This is a genomic window from Nocardia brasiliensis ATCC 700358 (assembly GCF_000250675.2).
GTDB lineage: Bacteria > Actinomycetota > Actinomycetes > Mycobacteriales > Mycobacteriaceae > Nocardia > Nocardia brasiliensis_B.
Window position 1 is genome coordinate 6,229,864 of sequence record NC_018681.1, and the last position, 17,443, is coordinate 6,247,306.

At 69.9% G+C, this 17,443-nt stretch carries 18 protein-coding genes; 7 read left to right on the forward strand and 11 right to left on the reverse strand.

The window, feature by feature from the left end:
* Positions 1 to 41: 41 nt before the first annotated feature.
* Positions 42 to 374, reverse strand: coding sequence for a cupin domain-containing protein (locus O3I_RS27440; RefSeq protein ID WP_041564443.1), 333 nt, complete (start codon positions 372 to 374; stop codon positions 42 to 44).
* 70 nt (positions 375 to 444) lie between these two features.
* On the opposite strand from O3I_RS27440, the gene O3I_RS27445 reads away from it, so the two are divergent.
* The 4 genes from O3I_RS27445 to O3I_RS27460 all read left to right on the forward strand — a co-directional run bounded on the left by O3I_RS27445 (position 445) and on the right by O3I_RS27460 (position 4,582).
* Complete coding sequence (locus O3I_RS27445) at positions 445 to 1,392, forward strand: helix-turn-helix domain-containing protein (RefSeq protein ID WP_014986263.1); 948 nt, start codon at positions 445 to 447, stop codon at positions 1,390 to 1,392.
* Positions 1,393 to 1,425: 33 nt separating this feature from the next.
* The gene (locus O3I_RS27450) at positions 1,426 to 1,848 is read left to right on the forward strand and encodes an SgcJ/EcaC family oxidoreductase (protein WP_014986264.1); all 423 of its coding nucleotides are present in this window, start codon (positions 1,426 to 1,428) and stop codon (positions 1,846 to 1,848) included.
* Positions 1,849 to 1,985: 137 nt separating this feature from the next.
* Complete coding sequence (locus tag O3I_RS27455; RefSeq protein ID WP_141692195.1) at positions 1,986 to 2,831, forward strand: hypothetical protein; 846 nt, start codon at positions 1,986 to 1,988, stop codon at positions 2,829 to 2,831.
* 182 nt (positions 2,832 to 3,013) lie between these two features.
* Positions 3,014 to 4,582, forward strand: a complete 1,569-nt coding sequence (locus tag O3I_RS27460; protein WP_014986266.1) for an alpha/beta hydrolase — start codon at positions 3,014 to 3,016, stop codon at positions 4,580 to 4,582.
* A 1-nt stretch (position 4,583) separates the two neighbouring features.
* On the opposite strand, the gene O3I_RS27465 is transcribed toward O3I_RS27460, so the two are convergent.
* Together O3I_RS27465 and O3I_RS27470 are read right to left on the reverse strand one after the other, a co-directional pair.
* Complete coding sequence (locus O3I_RS27465; RefSeq protein WP_014986267.1) at positions 4,584 to 5,237, reverse strand: response regulator; 654 nt, start codon at positions 5,235 to 5,237, stop codon at positions 4,584 to 4,586.
* The gene (locus tag O3I_RS27470) at positions 5,234 to 6,418 is read right to left on the reverse strand and encodes a sensor histidine kinase (protein WP_014986268.1); all 1,185 of its coding nucleotides are present in this window, start codon (positions 6,416 to 6,418) and stop codon (positions 5,234 to 5,236) included. Before O3I_RS27470 ends, O3I_RS27465 begins: the two co-directional genes overlap by 4 nt.
* Positions 6,419 to 6,722: 304 nt before the next feature.
* Between O3I_RS27470 and O3I_RS27475 the strand changes: the two genes are divergently transcribed.
* Entirely contained in the window at positions 6,723 to 7,610 is an 888-nt protein-coding gene (locus tag O3I_RS27475) for a helix-turn-helix domain-containing protein (protein WP_014986269.1), read from the forward strand.
* A gap of 4 nt (positions 7,611 to 7,614) precedes the next feature.
* Here the strand turns inward: O3I_RS27475 and O3I_RS27480 are convergent, their stop codons facing one another.
* From O3I_RS27480 to O3I_RS43045, 4 genes are all read right to left on the reverse strand, one after another.
* Positions 7,615 to 8,778 (reverse strand): alpha/beta hydrolase family protein, encoded by a 1,164-nt coding sequence (locus O3I_RS27480; protein ID WP_014986270.1) that lies wholly within the window; start codon positions 8,776 to 8,778, stop codon positions 7,615 to 7,617.
* Between the two features lie 107 nt (positions 8,779 to 8,885).
* On the reverse strand, positions 8,886 to 9,200 hold the full coding sequence (locus O3I_RS27485) for a hypothetical protein (RefSeq protein WP_014986271.1): 315 nt from the start codon (positions 9,198 to 9,200) through the stop codon (positions 8,886 to 8,888).
* A 29-nt stretch (positions 9,201 to 9,229) separates the two neighbouring features.
* On the reverse strand, positions 9,230 to 10,084 hold the full coding sequence (locus O3I_RS27490) for a hypothetical protein (protein ID WP_014986272.1): 855 nt from the start codon (positions 10,082 to 10,084) through the stop codon (positions 9,230 to 9,232).
* Between the two features lie 114 nt (positions 10,085 to 10,198).
* Positions 10,199 to 11,758 (reverse strand): serine/threonine-protein kinase, encoded by a 1,560-nt coding sequence (locus tag O3I_RS43045; RefSeq protein WP_014986273.1) that lies wholly within the window; start codon positions 11,756 to 11,758, stop codon positions 10,199 to 10,201.
* 171 nt (positions 11,759 to 11,929) lie between these two features.
* Between O3I_RS43045 and O3I_RS27500 the strand changes: the two genes are divergently transcribed.
* The gene (locus tag O3I_RS27500; protein WP_014986274.1) at positions 11,930 to 12,748 is read left to right on the forward strand and encodes an SDR family oxidoreductase; all 819 of its coding nucleotides are present in this window, start codon (positions 11,930 to 11,932) and stop codon (positions 12,746 to 12,748) included.
* A 3-nt stretch (positions 12,749 to 12,751) separates the two neighbouring features.
* Here the strand turns inward: O3I_RS27500 and O3I_RS27505 are convergent, their stop codons facing one another.
* The 4 genes from O3I_RS27505 to O3I_RS27520 form a co-directional block, all read right to left on the reverse strand.
* Complete coding sequence (locus O3I_RS27505) at positions 12,752 to 13,951, reverse strand: sensor domain-containing diguanylate cyclase (protein WP_014986275.1); 1,200 nt, start codon at positions 13,949 to 13,951, stop codon at positions 12,752 to 12,754.
* 121 nt (positions 13,952 to 14,072) lie between these two features.
* Positions 14,073 to 14,303 carry a ferredoxin gene (locus O3I_RS27510; RefSeq protein WP_014986276.1) on the reverse strand — a complete coding sequence of 77 codons (231 nt, stop codon included), beginning with the start codon at positions 14,301 to 14,303 and terminating at the stop codon, positions 14,073 to 14,075.
* 5 nt (positions 14,304 to 14,308) lie between these two features.
* Entirely contained in the window at positions 14,309 to 15,511 is a 1,203-nt protein-coding gene (locus O3I_RS27515; protein ID WP_014986277.1) for a cytochrome P450, read from the reverse strand.
* A 102-nt stretch (positions 15,512 to 15,613) separates the two neighbouring features.
* On the reverse strand, positions 15,614 to 16,210 hold the full coding sequence (locus tag O3I_RS27520) for a TetR family transcriptional regulator (protein ID WP_014986278.1): 597 nt from the start codon (positions 16,208 to 16,210) through the stop codon (positions 15,614 to 15,616).
* Between the two features lie 282 nt (positions 16,211 to 16,492).
* On the opposite strand from O3I_RS27520, the gene O3I_RS27525 reads away from it, so the two are divergent.
* The gene (locus O3I_RS27525) at positions 16,493 to 17,434 is read left to right on the forward strand and encodes an alpha/beta hydrolase (RefSeq protein WP_041564447.1); all 942 of its coding nucleotides are present in this window, start codon (positions 16,493 to 16,495) and stop codon (positions 17,432 to 17,434) included.
* Positions 17,435 to 17,443: the final 9 nt, after the last annotated feature.

Here is a 17,443-nt window from a genome sequence, read left to right on the forward strand (position 1 = left end):
CGTCACCCTAACGATCACGCGAGCCGCCAGGTAGCGGGTTTCTAACCCTCCGGATAGAAGACGAACAGGGTGCACCCGGTCGTCGTCTGCGGGATGTGCGAGGAACCCGCGGGCGCGTGGATGAACGAGCCCGCGGGATAGTCCCGATCCCCGTCGTTGAAGACCCCGGCGACCACGTAGACCTCCTCGTGCCCGGGGTCGTGCACGTCGATGCCCTCCCAGCAGCTGCCGGGGTCCATCTCGAGGACGTTCGCGCTCGCACCCTGCGCACCACGCCACAGCGGACGGACCCGAATGCCGGGGAAGAGTTCGCGCACCGGAGCCTGCTGCACGCTGGACCATTCGTAGCCGGAAATGTTCTGCTCTGTCGTCATATCGCCAGCCTCGCGCACCGCGCCGGTCCCGCCGAGTGTCAGCAATGACACGCTGGGGTACTTTTCTGCCATGCACCGCGTCGTCGCCCTCGTGCACGCCCCGCAGTCGACCTTCGAACTCAGTTGCGCGGCAGAGGTCTTCGGGCTCGAACGCGGCGGCCTCGCCACGCGGTACACCTTCGACGTGTGCGCCGAGCGGCCCGGCCCCGTGGCCACCTACGCCGGATACGACATGGTGGTGACCGCGGGACTCGACGAACTCGAACGCGCGGACACCGTGCTCGTCCCGGGCTGGCTGCCCACCGAAGAGACGCCGTCACCAAGGGTCGTCCAGGCCTTGCGCGACGCGCACAGTCGCGGCGCGCGCCTGGTCAGCATCTGCAGTGGCGCGTTCGCGCTGGCGGCCACCGGTCTGCTGGACGGACGGCGCGCGACCACACACTGGGCGCGCGTGGACGAATTGGCCGCCCGCTTCCCGTCCATCGAGGTCGACCGGGACGTCCTCTATGTCGACCACGGTGATGTGGCCACCAGTGCGGGCGCCGGCGCGGGTATCGACCTCTGCCTGCACCTGGTTCGCACCGATCAAGGGGCGGGATACGCGGCACAGCTCGCCCGGAGCATGGTCATGCCGCCGCACCGGGAGGGCGGGCAGCTGCAATACACGGCGCCACCGCATCCCACCCAGATCGACGGTTCACTGGCACCGCTGCTGGACTGGATCTCCGAGCGGCTCGGCGAACCGCTCACGGTCGAGGATTTGGCCGCGCGGGCCGGCGTCTCCCCTCGCACGCTCGCTCGCCGATTCACCGATCAGCTCGGCATCGGCCCAGGCCAGTGGCTGCTCGCCCAGCGCCTCACCCAGGCCCGCGCCCTGCTCGAAACCACCGACCTCCCAGTCGATTCCGTCGCGCGCCGAGTCGGCCTGTCCTCCGCCACCAACCTCCGCCGACGCTTCCTCCGCGCCCTCGGCACGACCCCCGGCGCCTACCGCCGCGCGTTTCGCACCGCCGATTGACCTCAACCATAGTTGAGATCGAACAATGGGCGCATGACCGATATCGAAGAGGCCAGACAGCTCCTGGACCACGCCACCGAACTCTGGATTCGGCACGAGATGCGAGAGTGGGGACGGCTTTTCACCGAGGACTGCGACTTCATCACACACCGCGGCGTGTGGTGGCGCTCGCGCGCGGACAACGTCCTCGGACACGAGGACGTACCGGAAACCGTTCTGGCACAGAAGAAGAACTACACCCAGACGGTGCTCGACATCCGGCTCATCGCCCCGGACGTGGTGCTGGCGCACACCGAGTGGTCGTGGCCCGATCACGTTCTGCCGGGTGCGGCCGCGGGCGAGGACCGGCGCGGCCTGGTCACCATGGTGCTGGTCCGGCGGGGCGGACGCTGGCTGATCCGGGCCGCGCACAACACACGGTTGAACGGACTCGACGATTTCGCCTCGACCGGATAGTCCGCGCCGGATCGCCGTAGCCTGCGACGCGCGGCGGGAGGTTTCGGGACCGTGGACGGGTTCGTGCCGGACAATGTGCTGAGCCAGCCGGGTGTCGGGCCTCGACACCCCAGCGAGGAGGTTCTGTGGTGGGGTCGATGACGAGGTACGGGGTGGCGCTGGGGGCGACGCTGATCGTGGCGCTCGGCGCGTGTGGCACCGGCGACGCGAGCGACGGCGCTTCGAGCAGTTCGCCGCAGGCCCAGCAACAGGCGACGAGCGCGTCCGCGCCGCCGACCACCGGTACCGCACCGCCGACCCGTGATGCCGATCCGGCCGAGGTCACCTCCGGCGGAGCGACGTACACGGTCCGGCGGGTCGAGGTGCCCAACGGCGTCGGAACCACCGATCAGGCGGCTTCGCTGGAGCTGTCCGGCGGCGATGCGCGGGTGACCGAGGTGTTCAACCGCGGGGTGCGTACCTATGTCAAGGAACAGGTCGACCTGGTGAACGGCGGTGACGACCAACGCCAACGCGCCGTCTCGACCACCGGCGAGATCTTCAGCACCGACAGCACGGTCAGCGAAGTGGTTTCAGGCCTCATCGTTTTCAAGGACGCGGCGCATCCCACCAAGATCCTGGGCACCATCACCACAGACAGCCGCACCGCCCGGCCGGTTCTGATCGGCGACCTGTTCACCGACCCGTCCGCCGGTCTCGCCGAATTGGCCAGGGCCACCACGGAAGCGACCCGGGCGGTGTATCCGCAACTGGCGGACAGCAAGACCGTCACCGACGCGCTGCAACCGACGGAACGCAACTACGCGAACTGGGTGCCCACCCCCACGGGCATGCAGATCCATATCGACACCGGCGTCTACGTCTACGGTTACCCGTGCGTGCAGGTGCCCTGGTCACGGTTGCGTCCGGTCCTCGGCCCGGTGCTGCGAGCAGTGGCCGAGCAGGCACCCGACACGGCACCGGCGACCTGCGGTTTGCATTGAACAACCACCCCGATGGGCACCAGATGTATGCCGAACGAGTGAGAGCGGGCGGGCCGAATTCGGCCGTCGGGTAGACGCCGACCGTGGGCACGAATATCTAGCGTTCAGCAGAGCGCCTGCCACTCCGGCGGGCTGTCGCGTCGCCGAGGTGCGATGGAAGCTCTACTGTCTGTGAGGTTTCGATGCGCGCACACGGCCGTGCCGGTACGGCGGCACTGGCGTTTTCGGCGATGATCGCCTCGACGATGCTGACGGCTTGTGGCGGGGCCGACGACCCCCGCCCGGCCGCGAGCGCATTGCCGAATACGTTGCGGGAACAGGTGATCCACTGGCACGACTGCCGTACCGGACCCGACGATGAGGTGGGCCGGCGCCTGGCGGCGGTAGGCGCGGTATGCGGAGAGTTCCAGGCGCCGTTGGACTACGCCGATCCGAGCGGTCCAGCACTGTCCATCGCCGTCGCGCGACGTACCGCCACCGATACCGCGCACCGCCTGGGCACCCTGCTGGTGCAGACCGGCGGGCCCGGACCGTCCCGGGACGGCGTCGCGATCCTGGTGGACGGACCCGAAGGCGGCCATCCGGCGACGGCGGCACTCGCCGAACGCTACGACCTGGTCGGCATGGACCCCCGGTTCTTCGGTGCCGGCTCGCCGCTGGACTGCGGCTGGCCCACCGGCGCCTACCTCGGGATCGCCCAGGCCGCGCCGCGCGACCGGGCCGATTTCGACCGCACCGTGCAGGCGGCCCGCGACCTGGCCGCTCGCTGCGCACCACAGCGTGCCCTGCTCCCGCACGCGTCGACGCGGGCCGTCGCCCGCGACACCGATCTGCTGCGCACGCTGCTGGGCGAGCCGAAGATCTCCTACCTCGGCTGGTCCTGGGGAACCTATCTGGGCGCGGTGTACATGCAGCTGTTCGGCGCGCACGTCGATCGGGTGGTGCTCGACAGCGCGCTGGACCCGGCCGCACCGGGCCCGGACCTGACCAGGTCCGCGGCCCCCGCCACCGCGGCCGCCCTCGCGGACTGGGCGCGCTGGGTGTCCGCGCACGATGACGAATTCGATTTGGGCACAACCGAAGAAGCTGTGCTACGGGCGGTCGATGAGCTGGTCCGCGCGATCGCCGCGCAGCCGATCGCACTCGGCGGGCTGACGATCACCGCCGATATGGTGCCGGGCCTGCTGCTGACCGTCGACGATTCCGCCGAGTACTACGCCGAGTTCAGCAGGCAGGTGGGCACCTTGCGCGACGCCGCCCGCGGTCGCGCCACCGACCTCGGGCCGGGCCTCGCGCAGAAGCTCGCGCTGTACGCCGAGACCTCCTCGACACCCGAATTCGGTTTCAGCGCAACGGTGGCCAACCAGTGCGCCGACCGCCCCGCCCGCGACCCCGAGGCCTACTTCACCGATATTCAGCGGCATCGCGACGCGGAACCGATGTTCGGGGCGCTGGCCCGGCACCTCACGCCGTGCGCGGTATGGCCGACGGCACCCGCCGAATCCGCCGTCGAGATCGGTAACCCGCGTCCGGCGCTGCTCATCGGCGCGGCCGGTGATCCGGTGGCACCGGCGGCCGGACAGCAGGCGATGCGCCGGGCCCTGTCCGGTGCCCGATCGCTCACGCTGGCGAACGCGTTCCGCCACGGCGTGTATCTGTTCGATCCGGCACCGTGCCTGGACGCCGCGGTCGACGACTATCTGCTGAACGGCACGCTCCCCGTGGCCGACGCGGTGTGCGAACGCGACTGAGTCAGCGCGAGCCGGGCTGCCGCAGCCCGGCTTCGTGAGCGACGATCACCGCCTGCACCCGGTCGCGCACTCCTAGCTTGGTAAGGATATGGCGCACATGAGTTTTCACGGTTCCCTCGCCGACCGCGAGCACGGTCGCGATCTCGGCGTTGGACAGCCCCCGCGCCAGCACCCGCAGTACGGCGGTCTCCCGCTCGGTCAGCGTCGCCACCAGCCGGCGGGCCGCGGGATCGATCGGCGGCGCGAGCCGGTCGAGCAGGCGTCTGGTCGTCGAGGCGGCCAGCACCGCGTCGCCGGCGTGCACCGACCGCACGGCGGACAGGAACTGCTCCGGCGGAGCGTCTTTGAGCAGGAACCCGCTGGCGCCCGCGCGCACGGCGGCCACCGCGTAGTCGTCGAGATCGTAGGTGGTCAGCATCAGCACCTTCGGCGGGTGCGCGCTCGCCAGCAGTCGCCGGGTGGCCGCGATGCCGTCCAGCCGCGGCATGCGCACATCCATCACCACGACGTCGGGGCCGAGCCGCGCGGCCGCGGCGACACCGCTCTCCCCGTCGCCCGCCTCACCGATCACGCACAGATCCGGTTGGGAGTCCACCACCATCCGGAACCCGGCCCGCACCAGCGCCTGGTCCTCGACCAGCAACACCGTGATCATCCGGTGCGCCCGGCCCGCACCGGGATTCGCGCCGTCAGCACATGCCCCGCCGTCCCCGTGCGCGGCCGGAGTTCGATTTCGCCGCCGTAGGCTTCGACCCGTTCGCGCATGCCGATCAAGCCGTAGCCCGCACTGCCGGAACGCTGCCCGGCCGACCCGTCGTCCCCGACGCTGACCCGCAACCAATTCCGTTCCTGCCGCACCGAAACCTCGGCGCGCGCACCGGGTCCGGCGTGCTTGACGACGTTGGTCAACCCCTCCTGGACGATCCGGTAGACCACCAGCCCGACCCCCGAATCGGTCAGGCCGCACGGCAGCTCGAGCTCCAGGTCCACCGGCACACCCGCGTCGCGGACCTCCTCGACCAGTGTGCTGATGTCCGAAACACCCACGCGCGGAGCCGGATCCGGTTCGGTGTCGGTGTCCTCACGCAGCACGCCGATGGCACGGCGGGTCTCGGCCAGTGCCCGCCTGCCCTGGTCACCGATGGCTTGCAAGGCGTCGATCGCGGACTGCGGGGTGGCCCGCGCGGCGTAGCGACCACCGTCGGCTTGCGCGACGATCACCGCCAGCGAGTGCGCGAGGATGTCGTGCATGTCGCGCGCGATCCTGGTGCGCTCGGACAGCACCGCGAGCCGGGCCCGCTCGTCCCGGGTGCGCTCGAGCAGGGCGGCGTGTTCGGCCAGCGCGCGGAATTCGCCGCGCCGGGCGCGCTGCCACGCGCCGCCCAGCCAGGCCGCGAGCACCGTGCTCGCCAGAAAGCCGCCGACGAGCACGTGCGCCAGGGCCGACATCGGCAGCTGCGGCCAGCTCCAGCCGCCGAGCACCGCCCCGGCCAGTCCCCCTGCCAAACCCGTTCGGCTCCACCGTCGCCGGCTGTGCGCGGCGAGGGTGTACACCGCGATCGGCACGGCGATATCGGCGGGCAACGCGCCCGTGGTGTCGCGCACCGCGCACCACTGCGCGAACGCCACGGCCGCCACGGCGAGCGCCGCCGCTTCGGGCCACCGCCGCCGCACCGCCAACGGGGCGAGCACCAGCACCGACAGCGTGAAGTAGGCGGTATCGGCACCGATCAGCAACCCGAACAGCACACAGACGAGGACGAGGAGCCCGGCCGTCCCGGCATCCACCAGCGCCGTGCGCCGGCGCAGCCACCCCACCACCCGCTCGTCGACCACCCGACCACCCTAGATCTCGCGGCGTCGCACCACCTCTGCCCGCAGGATGACCCTGCCGCCACAGTCCGTACGCCGCAGGGCATATCCGCCTCGCCCACCGCTACGGTGCACACCGATAGCCGATCGATCGCGCGCCACGCGGGGCGACGCACCGGACAACCGAATTCGCCGCGGAAGTCCAGCGAAAGTTACGGTAAAACTGGAACCTAGGGGTCTACGATCGAAAATAGCCACGGTTTGCGTAGCGGTGTTCAGGCGCGTGCATCATACTGTCGGCTTTTTTCGAGCAGCGGAGTAGGAGTTCATGATCACGGAACCGGGACGGTTCGGCGGTGTCGACCCACGGGTCGCCGACCGCGGACCGACGGCGCTGCGGATCGCGGTCGGCGGTCAGTTGCGCGCACTGCGCGAGGAGTGCGGCATCACGCGCGAAGCCGCGGGCGACTACATTCGCGGATCACACGCCAAGATCAGCCGCCTCGAACTCGGCCGCACCGGTTTCAAGGAACGCGACATCCTCGATCTGCTGACCCTCTACGGCGTCACGGATCCGGACCAGCGCGCGGTGCTGGTCGACTTGGCGCGCGGGGCGAATCAGCCCGGCTGGTGGCACAGCTACAACGATCTGCTCCCGTCCTGGTTCGAGACCTATCTCGGCCTCGAAGGCGCCGCGCAGACGATCAGGACCTTCGAAGGTCAACTCGTTCCCGGTCTGCTGCAAACCGACGAGTACACGCACGCGGTGATCGCGGTCAGCCACCACAACGCCGAGGCGACCCGGCGGGTGGAACTCCGCCGCAGGCGCCGGGAGATCCTGGACATCGAGAACGGACCGGCGCTGTGGGCGGTGCTCGACGAGGCCGTGCTGCATCGTCCGATCGGCGGCCGCGACGTGCTGCGCAACCAGATCCGGCATCTGGTGACGATGTCGGCCAAGCGCAACGTGACCATCCAGGTGCTGCCCTATCGGGCGGGCGGTCACCCGGCCGCGGGCAGCTCGTTCACCATGCTCCGCTTCACCGAACGCGAACTGCCCGACATCGTCTATCTGGAACAGCTGACCAGCGCGCTCTACCTGGACCGCCGGGAAGACCTGCAGCTCTACCGTGAGGTGATGGACCGGCTCGCGGTGCAGGCCGAGCAGCCGGATCGGTCCCGTGAGCTGCTGATCGCCGCCGCTGAGGCGCTGTAGTCCGTCACGGGGTGTACGAGCGGATCTCCGGGAACGCGGGGGCTGCCCGGTCGAGCAGCGGCTGCGGCAGCGCGCGGAGATGCTGATCGAAGAAGGCGGCGACGTAGGCGCGGGTGATCTCGACGGCACGGTGGCCCGGGAGTGCGGGGGTGGCCGCGGCGTCCGCGCCGAGCAGCGCCGGGGTGTCGAGGAAGGAATTGTGGTCGGCGCCGACGACGGTCAGCCAGCGCTTCCAGCCGCGCAGCGCGGGCCAGGCGCGGTCCCAGCTCGAATCATGGCCGCCGGGGCGGGTTTCGGCGTCGGTGCCGAACAGCAGGAACGGCCGATCGCCGACACCCGGTGCGGAAGTGTCGTCGAAGAAGCTCCCATCCATGTTCGCCCCGGCTCGTACCCGTGGATCGGCGGCCATGACCGCGGCCGCGGCCGCACCGCCGAGGGAGTGACCGGCCATCCCGATCCGGTCGGTGTCGATCATCCGTGCGTGCGCCCAACTCGGCTGCGCGCCGGTGAGCCGATCCAGCAGGAACGTCACGTCGCGGACCCTGGTCTCGACCACCGCCGACAGCGGTAGGCCTGCCTCGATGCGTTGGCACACAACGCAAGTCGACAGGCGGCCGTCCGGGAACTCGGTGCCGAACGATTCGCCCGCGTGGTCTACCGCCGCGACGACATAGCCACGACTGGTGAGTTCCTCCGCCAACGCGGTGAGCGTGTAGCGCGGCGCGGTGAGGCCCGGCGACAACACGACGAGGGGGTACGTACCGTCCACGGGCCGCGCGCCCGCGACACTGTGTGTGCGTACAGCAGAAAGGGTTTCGGCAGGGATCTCTTGGTCGAGCGCCGAACCCGTGAGCAGCGCCGGGATTTCGGCGGCGCTCGCGTACGGCTCGAACGCGCCCGCACCGGCCCGTGCCGGGTAGTACATGCTGACCATGAGTTCGCGTGGGGTGCCGGGTGTCCACGGGTCGTCCCGGGCGGGATCGACCAGATGCAGCACGTCCCGTCCGATCGCGAATTGTCCGGTGGGCGTGGGCAACCGGCCGGGCTGCGTGGCGGTGACCGAGGGGGTGGCAGGCGCGCCGGCCTGCTGGTCCGAGCCACCGGACGAACAGGCCGACACCGCGAGGGTCGCGGTCAAGGCGAGCACGAGGGCAACGGCACTGCGCATGGTGAACTCCGCATCGATCGGCCCGGCGCGGATCGCCGGTGCTGCGTTCGATATTCACCGCCGCCGCGCAAACCTCCGGCAGGGCGGCGGCAAAATCAGGTAAGAACTCACGCGCCGTCCGCCGGCTTGCGCAGCTGCGCGTAAAGCTCGTCGAAGCGATTGCCGAGCACCGTGTAGAGGTCGAGCCAGCCGCTGCTCGCGGCGATCTCGCAGAGCGAACCGGTGGGCGCGAACTCGAATCGGAGCTCGTCCAGGCGGCTCAGGTCGTGCAGCCGGAGCCGCCCGGCGTAGTCGCTCAGGTCATCGATGAGTTCTTGTTCGTCCGAGTAGCGCGCCTGCCAGCTCAGGTCCTGCGGCGCCGCACGCACGACGGCGAGCACGCGGTCGAGGATGCGCAGTATCTCGGCCTCGGGCGACTCCATGCCGCCAGCATGGCATGCCGCTGCGCGGCTCAGTACCGGTGCAGGATCAGGTCGGTCTTCAGCACGTCGGTCGGGGCCAGCCAGCCTTTGGACCGCAACGTACTGATCGCCTGGTCGCGCAACGCGCTCGCCCGCGCCGAAGTGTCTGTCTTGAAGGACAGTTCGATGATCGTCTCGGTGCCGTCACCCGCGGCGTTGCGCACCGGCACCACCTCCACGTCGAGGTCGGCCCCCTGCCAGCTGCCGGACCAGCTCTTCGCCTGGACCGGACCGTGCGGCCGGGAGTCCGCGAGCTTGTTCTTACCCCAGTTCGAGCCGGACCAGTTCTGCAACTTCCCGGGAATCTGATCGACCAGGATCTTGCGCGCCTCGGCCGCGGCGGGCAACGCGGTGCCCTGATAGCCCTTCGCCGACGCGGACTTCTTGTTCGCGAAACTCAACGTCATCTTGTCGTAGGTCCAGTCGACCTGCGCGTCGTAGTTGGTGTCGGAGGAGTCGAAACCCTGCTGGTTGGCCTTGGTCAGCGCGGCGTCGAGATCACCGTCGGCGACCGGGAAACGCTTCTTGTAGTTGAGGTCGAACGAGCTGCCGTCCTTGTGCCGCAACCGCACGCTCCAGCCCGCGTCGTTCAGGTCCAGCGGCGCGGTGTCGAAGTATTCATAGGCGAGCGCCTTGGCGCTGCCGCCGAGCCCGAAGGTGGTGCGCACGTCCGCGTTCGGCGCGCCGGAGGCGTCCAGCGCCCCGGCGACCAGATTGAGCTTCACCTCGAAACTCGGCTCCGCGTTCGAGGCCGCCGCCGCTACCGGAACCGGTCCCGTCGCGGTGCTGCCGATGGTCACGGCCAGTGCCGCGACAGCGATGAGGAGACCGCGGCTGATCTTCATTCTCGACATCATCGAAGCGTGCGAGCGCAAGGTGGCCGACAGGCAAGTGGCAGGCGGCCGCCGCGTGAAGTCTCCCAGGCAAACACACCGCTACCCTAGCGAGCCGGGCAGCTGTCAGCGGCGAGCGGGACGTCGATAGGCGAGCCATCGACCGGTCGCGGGAGCGAGCGCGCACCACAGCGGAATCAGGAACAGGACCAGCCCGCCGCCACAGAACGTCCGGCCGATCGGGTAGTGGTTCGCCACACTGACCGCCAAGCCGAGCAACGCGGCCAGCACGGCGAGGCCGCACCCACCGACCACCACCGTGCGGCCGATCCGCTTGCGCGCCAGCAAAGCCACGGCACCGAAGATCAGTACGACCGACAGCAACGCGCCGACGAAACCGAGCGCGAGGTATTCGAAGGTGAAGTCGAAGCCGGGCCCCCGCTGCCTGCCCGACCGCAGTTCGGTCGCGGCGGCGAACGTAGGAAGCAACGAGATCAAGCCGTACAACCCGGCGAGCACGGCGGCGGTCCGCGCGGTCGCGCCCGAGGGCGGCGGCGGATCGCCCACCGGCGACATGTTCCAGGGGTAGACCGAAGCACCACCGGGCCCGGCCGCACTCGGCGAGTGGGCGACCATCGTCGGGACGACCCGACGCTGCGGATCGCCGTCCACGACCGTCGCCCGGCGGGTCTCGGGACGCTGCGGCTCGGCGCGCTGGGATTCAGATCGCTGAGGTTCCGAACGCTGGAGTTCCGAACGTTGCGGGTGCGGTCGCTGCGGTTCTGCCCGCACGGGTTCGGATCGCGCGGACTCGGGCCGTGCGTTGTGCATCGTCGGCGACAGCCGAGCGGCGGGTGCCACGGGCCGATGCAGCGCGGCGGCCGCCGCCTGCGCGAATTCGCTACAGGTGGCGAATCTTTCGTGCCGCTGCTTGGCCATGGCGCGGCCGATCACCTCGTCCAGCGCCCGGGGTAGGTCGCGGCGGCTGTCGCTGAGTCGCGGCACCGGTTTGGCGAGGTGGCCCGCGATGATCTGGCCAGGGTTGGTCGCGGGGAACGGCGCCTGTCCGGCCAGCAGTGTGAAAAGCGTGCAGGCGAGCGAATATTGGTCGGCGCGATGATCGATCGTCTCGCCGGAGAGCTGCTCGGGTGAGGCGTAGGCGAGGGTGGCGGTGAACGTGCCGGTGGCGGTCAGCTTGGTGTCGGAGTCGAGCTGGCGGGCGATGCCGAAATCGGTGAGGATCGCCCGCGGCCCGCGCCCGGAGTCCGGTTCGGCCAGCAGGATATTCGCGGGTTTGATGTCGCGGTGCAGCACGCCGCGGCTGTGCGCGTAGTCGAGCGCGTCGGCGGTCTCGGCGACGAGCCGCACGACCTGCGCTGGCGCGGTGGCGCGCGGATTCATCCGCGCCGCATCGGTACCGGCGACGTACTGCATGGAGATCCACAGGTGCCCGTCCTGCGTACCGCGATCATAGATACCGACGATGCCCGGATGTTCCAGGCGGGCAACGACATTGGCTTCCTGCTCGAACCGGCGGCGCAGTTCCGGATCCTCCGAGATCGCCCGATGCAGCAGTTTCAGCGCGACCAGCCGGGGCAGCCGCGGATGCCGGGCCCGGTACACGGTGCCCATCCCACCCTGTCCGAGCACACCGTCGACGAGGTAGTCGGCGAATGTGTCACCCACCCCTAACACTACGATCCTTCCCGTCGAACGCACGCTGATCGACGGCGAGCATAACGCGCGCGGGCCGGGCACCACCCGCCGACGGCGACTGACCGGCCGCCGCCGAGTCTCCGGCGCCGTGACGCATTCCATCCTTGCTTGGAGTGCACTCCAGCTGGCTACCGTGCATTCATGAGCAAAATTTGGTTCATCACCGGCGTCTCCCGTGGTTTCGGCCGAGAATGGGCGCTTGCCGCACTGGGCCGCGGTGACCGCGTGGCAGGCACCGCCCGCGACCTGAGCACGCTCGACGATCTCACCGCCCGCTACCCCGAGACGTTCCTGCCGATCCGGCTGGACGTCACCGATCGGGCGGGCGACTTCGCCGCGGTACAGCAGGCCGCACAGCACTTCGGCCGGCTCGACGTGGTCGTCAACAACGCGGGCTACGGGCAGTTCGGCATGATCGAGGAGCTGACCGAGGACGAGTTCCGCGCCCAGTTCGAGACCAACGTGTTCGGCGCGCTGTGGGTCACCCAGGCGGCGCTGCCGATCCTGCGCGCCCAGGGCGGCGGCCACATTCTGCAGGTCTCCAGCATCGGCGGCATCGCGGCGTTCATCAACCTCGGCGCGTACCACGCGTCCAAGTGGGCGCTGGAGGCGTTCTCGCAGTCGCTGGCCCAGGAGGTCGCGGAGTTCGGCATCCACGTGACGCTGATCGAACCCGGCGGGTTCGGTACCGACTGGGCCGGTCCGTCGTCCAAGCACGCCACCCCCAACCCGGCCTACGACGCGGCGCGGGAGCGCCGGGCGGCACAGCGGGCCGTGCAGCGCTCCGGTGATCCCGAAGCGACCGGCGCCGCGATCCTGGCGGTCGTCGACGCGGACCAGCCGCCGCTGCGCATGTTCCTCGGCGAGATCCCGCTGTCCATCGCGACCGCGGAATACGAGTCCCGGCTCGCGCTCTGGCAGCAGTGGCAGCCGGTTTCCGCTGCCGCCCAAGGCAACTGAGCCTCAACCCCGGTACAGCATCTCCGGATGCCACCGCAGGTCCGCCATGGCGCGCCGGTCCGGGACGCGCCATGGCCGGGCCGAGTTCGGTTCGTTCTGCTCGGCGAGTACCACGGCGTTGCCGCCGAGCCGCTTGGCCCGGTACATCGCCGAGTCGGAGCCGCGCAGCAGTTCGCGGTAGAGCGCCGGGGTGTAGACGGCCTTGGGATGACACGGATCGAGCACCGCGACGCCGACGGAGGCCGTGATCCGCACCGGCAGGCCCGGCATGGTCGCGAGCGCGTCCCGCAACCGCTCGCCGACCGTCGCCGGGTCCTCGCGGAGATAGCCGACGACCACGAACTCCTCGCCGCCGGTGCGCGCGATCAGCGCGTCGGCGTCGGCGGCCGCGCGTAAGCGTTCGCCGGTGCGCGCCAGGACCTCGTCACCGAACGGATGCCCGAAGGTGTCGTTGACGACCTTGAAACGGTCCAGGTCCAGCGTGGCGACGTAGGCGGCGCCGCGGCGGCCGTGGCCGAGATACGACGGCAGCCGGTTGTCGAGCCCGCGCCGGTTCAGCAGCCCGGTCAGCGGATCCGAGAGCGCGTCCTTGCGCAGCAGCCAGTGACTGAACTGGATGAACGGCAGCATCACGCCGACCACGACCATCATCACCAGCACCACGGCGAGACCGAGGGCGAGATCGGCCGTGCGCGTGGTCGGCCCGTTGTCCGCCAGCGCGCCCTGGACCATCAACGTCGCGAGCACCACGCTCGTCAGCAGCGTCCAGCCGATATGCAGCGCGAGCACCCGCGGACCGTGGAAGACGGTCACGTACGCGCCGATCGCGGCCAGCAGCACCACCCCGAGCACGCCGACGACCCGGTCGTGCACCAGCACGTCGTTGGCGGCGGTGTCGAGATCGAAGAAGACGATCCAGAGCAGCGACTCCTTCTCCCGCGGCCACGGCAGGAACCACCAGCGCACCGTCCAGGCGCCCGCGACGAGGGCTTCCACGATGCCCTGCACCTCGCCGACCGGACCGGCCACGTCCCCCTGCGCGATCGAAGCGAGCACCGCGATGGTCAGCATGACGATCCCACCGGCGCCGAGCATGAATTTGAATCGGCCCAGCGCCGAATGGGACCCGAAGGTCTCGACCAGTCGGCGATAGTCGACCGGGTCCTGCCACCACGTTCGAAACATCGATCGCCCGTCGGCCATCGGGTCACCGCCTCAGGTCGGACTTCTCCTGGTCATCCAACTCGGCACGCGGATCGACAGTAAGACGGGACCGACCGTCGGCGCAACGTGAGATTCACCCTATCGCCGCAGGTAATCGCGGTCAGGGACCGGGTGCGATGACCTCGCCCGTGTCGGCGGCCAGCACCCGGATCGCCTCGATCGGGCACGATTCGGCGGCGTCGACGACGAATTCGTCCGGAGCGACGGTGTCGGCGATCGGGCTGGAGCGTCCGTCGACCAGGGTGAAGTGTTCGGGCGCCATTCCGACGCACATCCCGGAACCGAGGCATTGCTCTCGGTCGACTGTGATCTGCCATTTCTGCTCGGTCATGAGTCTCACCAGCTCACCGGTAGCGACTTCGGCCCCCGCACCAGGAGGCCGGTTTTCCACGGCACGTCCTCGATCGGCACCGCGAGGCGCAAGGTCGGGAACCGCCGCAGCAACGAGCCTAGCGCCACCTGGAGCTCGACCCGGGCCAGTTGCGCGCCGAGGCAGTGGTGCACGCCGTGCCCGAAAGCCAAGTGCGGGTTGTGCTGCCGGGCCAGATCGAGGGTCTCCGGGTCGGCGAACACGGCCTCGTCGCGATTGGCGGCCTGGGTGTTCACGAAGACGGCCTCCCCCGCGCGCACGGTGACGCCACAGAGTTCGATGTCCTCGGTGGCGATCCTGGGAGACGAACCGCCGGAACCCAATTGGACGTAGCGCAGCAGTTCCTCGATCGCCGCGGGTACCGAATCCGGCCGGGCGCAGAGCATTTCCCACTGACCGGGGTTGGTGAGCAGCACATAGGTGAAGTTCGCCAGCTGGTTGGCCGTCGTCTCGTGGCCCGCGATCAACAGTCCGATACCGAGATTGACCAATTCGTCCTCGGTCAGCCGGTCCTCGTCGTCCCGGGCGGCGACCAGCGCGCCGAGCAGGTCGTCGGTCGGCTCGGCCCGGCGTTGCGCGACCAACTCCGCGAGGTAGGCCTCCAGATTCACCCGCGCCGCGGCGATCTGCTCGCGCGTGTACGCGGTGGTGGACAGCACGGTGTCGGAGAAGTCGCGGAACCGATGCTGGTCGCGCGGTGGGACACCGAGCATTTCGCAGATCACCGTGACCGGCAGCGGCAGGGCGAGCTGTTCGACCAGATCGGCGGGCGGGCCGAGCCGTTCGATCGCGGCCAGGCGCTCGTCCACGATCTCCTGCGCGCGCGGGCGCAACAGCTCGACGCGGCGTCCGGTGAACGCTTTGGCCACCAGTTTGCGCAGCCTGCTGTGCTCCGGCGGGTCCATGCTGAGCAGCGAATTGCGGCGCGCGGGTTCGGGTGTGGCCCGCGGGATGTCCTCGCGCTCCACCGCCGCGCTGCGGCTGAAGCGTTGGTCGGCGAGTACGAGTTTGACGTCCTCGTAGCGGGTCACCAGCCAGCCCGCACCACCGTAGGGCAGCTGGACGCGGGTGATCGGCTCCTCGCGGCGCAACTTCGCGTAGAGCGGGTCGATATCGAGACGGAACGGCTCACCGAAGGGGTATCGGCGAACCTCGGCACTCGCGGTCATGAGCTCTCCCTTTCCCGACGCCGGCACTGGGCGATGTAAGCACGCGCTTACATTCATCCCATGTTAGGCAGCTCACAGTGCCCAGTCAACGGACGGATTCCGTTACGGCGGAGGGAAATTCACGTCGACTCCGGCGAGCAGCACCTGCGCCGCGCGCAGCACATGCCGGGCAACCACCGCGGGATCGGCACTCGCCAGCGGTTCGCGCCGGTGCACCGACCGCATCAGCCCGATCCCGAGCACCCAGGCCAGCACGAGATCGGCCAGCAATTCCGCGTCCGGGTCGTCGCTCAGCGAAGAGAGCGCGCGCACGTAGTCGTCGCCCAGTTCCCGCCGGATCGCCGAGGCCCCCTCGTCGTGGCCGCTCGAGCGCAAGGCGGCCTGCAGCCAGTTGCCGCGGGCCGGTTCGCCCTCGGACTGCAACGCCCGTGCGAGCACCCGGCCGAGCAGAGTTTCGGCCGGCCCCTGCTCGAGCACCCGCCGCTCCCGATCGGCGAGCGCCGCCCGGAACAGCTCGTCCTTGTTACCGAAGTACCGGAACAGCAACGCCTGATTCACCTCGGCGCGCGCCGCGATATCGCGCACCGTGGCGCGCTCGTAGCCGCGCTCGGCGAACAGCTCCTGGGCCGCCGCCAGAATCGCGGCCCTGGTGCCCGCCGCGTCCTTCTTGCGCCCGGCCGGCTGCTGGTCACTGGTCATAGGTCCTCCGGTCGCCCGATCTCGGAAGAGCAGCGTATTGCAGGACGGACCGGACCGGCGGACGCCGAGCCCGACCCGGATTGTGGTGCCCCTCTTTCTCAGGGCCACCGCGTCGCCGCCCCGGCTCGTAGCCTGGAAGCCGGACGGTAACTGCGGCGCGGAGGTACGGCACGGTGTACGTGGATGATTCGTCCCGTGGCCGAGCAGCGGCGGCCGGGCAGCTCTGGATCGGGTCGCGGCACAGGGGGTTTCATCATGATCATCCGGCGGTATAGCGAAACCATGCCGGTTTCAAAGTCTTTGATCTCCGCGGCCGGGGTGCTGGCCGCCTGCCTGGTGCTGACCGTGCTGGCCGTGCGGCCCGCCGCGGCGCAGGCGCGCCTGGTGGACGAGGTGCCGCTGGCCGACACCATCTCGCGGATCGACGTGTACTCGCCCGCGATGGATCGCGTGATCAGCAACCGGGTGATCCGGGCCGCCGGCGGGCCCGCGCCGACGCTGTACCTGCTCACCGGCATCGGCGGCGGCGAAGACGGCATCTCCTGGTGGGACGACACCGATGTACGAGAGTTCTTCGCGGACAAGCACGTCAACGTGGTGATGCCGGTGGGCGGCAAGTTCAGCCTGTACACCGACTGGGTGGCCGACGATCCGGTGATCGGCCGCAACAAGTGGCAGACCTACCTCACCCAGGAACTGCCCGGCGTGCTCGACGCCCGGCTCGGCAGCACCGGGCGCAACGCGATCGCGGGGGTGTCGATGAGCGCGGGCTCGGCGGTGGATCTCGCGATCCAGTCCGGCCCCCTCTACAGCGCGGTCGCGGCGTACAGCGGCTGCCCGTGGACCGCCGACGCGCTCGGCACCGCGATGATCAACGCGCAGGTGGGACGGGGCGGCGCGAACACGGCCAATATGTGGGGCGCGCCCGGCGACGCGATCTGGCGGGTGCACGACGCCTTCGCCAACGCGGCCGCGCTCGCCGGTAAAACGATCTACCTGTCCGCCGCGACCGGCACGCCGGGCGCGATCGACGAGGGCGGCCTGCCGTTCCCGCCGGTCGAAGCGATCGCGAGCTCGTGCACGGCGGCCTTCGCGGCCCGGCTGACCCAGCTCGGACTGCCGGTGATCCACGTCAACCGGCCCGAAGGCGCGCACACCTGGGGACAGTTCGAGACCGACCTGCACGACTCGTGGCCGCACCTGGCGCGCGCGATCGGCGCCTAGGGCCTTCGC

Bases quoted from the DNA above. Each gene is read 5' to 3' on its own strand.
- O3I_RS27510 (WP_014986276.1), bottom strand. From the start codon at position 14,303: ATGACCGAGCAGAAATGGCAGATCACAGTCGACCGAGAGCAATGCCTC.
- O3I_RS27475 (WP_014986269.1), top strand. From the start codon at position 6,723: ATGATCACGGAACCGGGACGGTTCGGCGGTGTCGACCCACGGGTCGCC.
- O3I_RS27465 (WP_014986267.1), bottom strand. From the start codon at position 5,237: ATGATCACGGTGTTGCTGGTCGAGGACCAGGCGCTGGTGCGGGCCGGG.
- O3I_RS27460 (WP_014986266.1), top strand. From the start codon at position 3,014: ATGCGCGCACACGGCCGTGCCGGTACGGCGGCACTGGCGTTTTCGGCG.
- O3I_RS27455 (WP_141692195.1), top strand. From the start codon at position 1,986: ATGACGAGGTACGGGGTGGCGCTGGGGGCGACGCTGATCGTGGCGCTC.
- O3I_RS27480 (WP_014986270.1), bottom strand. From the start codon at position 8,778: ATGCGCAGTGCCGTTGCCCTCGTGCTCGCCTTGACCGCGACCCTCGCG.
- O3I_RS27450 (WP_014986264.1), top strand. From the start codon at position 1,426: ATGACCGATATCGAAGAGGCCAGACAGCTCCTGGACCACGCCACCGAA.
- O3I_RS27485 (WP_014986271.1), bottom strand. From the start codon at position 9,200: ATGGAGTCGCCCGAGGCCGAGATACTGCGCATCCTCGACCGCGTGCTC.
- O3I_RS27500 (WP_014986274.1), top strand. From the start codon at position 11,930: ATGAGCAAAATTTGGTTCATCACCGGCGTCTCCCGTGGTTTCGGCCGA.
- O3I_RS27525 (WP_041564447.1), top strand. From the start codon at position 16,493: ATGCCGGTTTCAAAGTCTTTGATCTCCGCGGCCGGGGTGCTGGCCGCC.
- O3I_RS27440 (WP_041564443.1), bottom strand. From the start codon at position 374: ATGACGACAGAGCAGAACATTTCCGGCTACGAATGGTCCAGCGTGCAG.
- O3I_RS27490 (WP_014986272.1), bottom strand. From the start codon at position 10,084: ATGAAGATCAGCCGCGGTCTCCTCATCGCTGTCGCGGCACTGGCCGTG.
- O3I_RS27515 (WP_014986277.1), bottom strand. From the start codon at position 15,511: ATGACCGCGAGTGCCGAGGTTCGCCGATACCCCTTCGGTGAGCCGTTC.
- O3I_RS27445 (WP_014986263.1), top strand. From the start codon at position 445: ATGCACCGCGTCGTCGCCCTCGTGCACGCCCCGCAGTCGACCTTCGAA.
- O3I_RS27505 (WP_014986275.1), bottom strand. From the start codon at position 13,951: ATGGCCGACGGGCGATCGATGTTTCGAACGTGGTGGCAGGACCCGGTC.
- O3I_RS27520 (WP_014986278.1), bottom strand. From the start codon at position 16,210: ATGACCAGTGACCAGCAGCCGGCCGGGCGCAAGAAGGACGCGGCGGGC.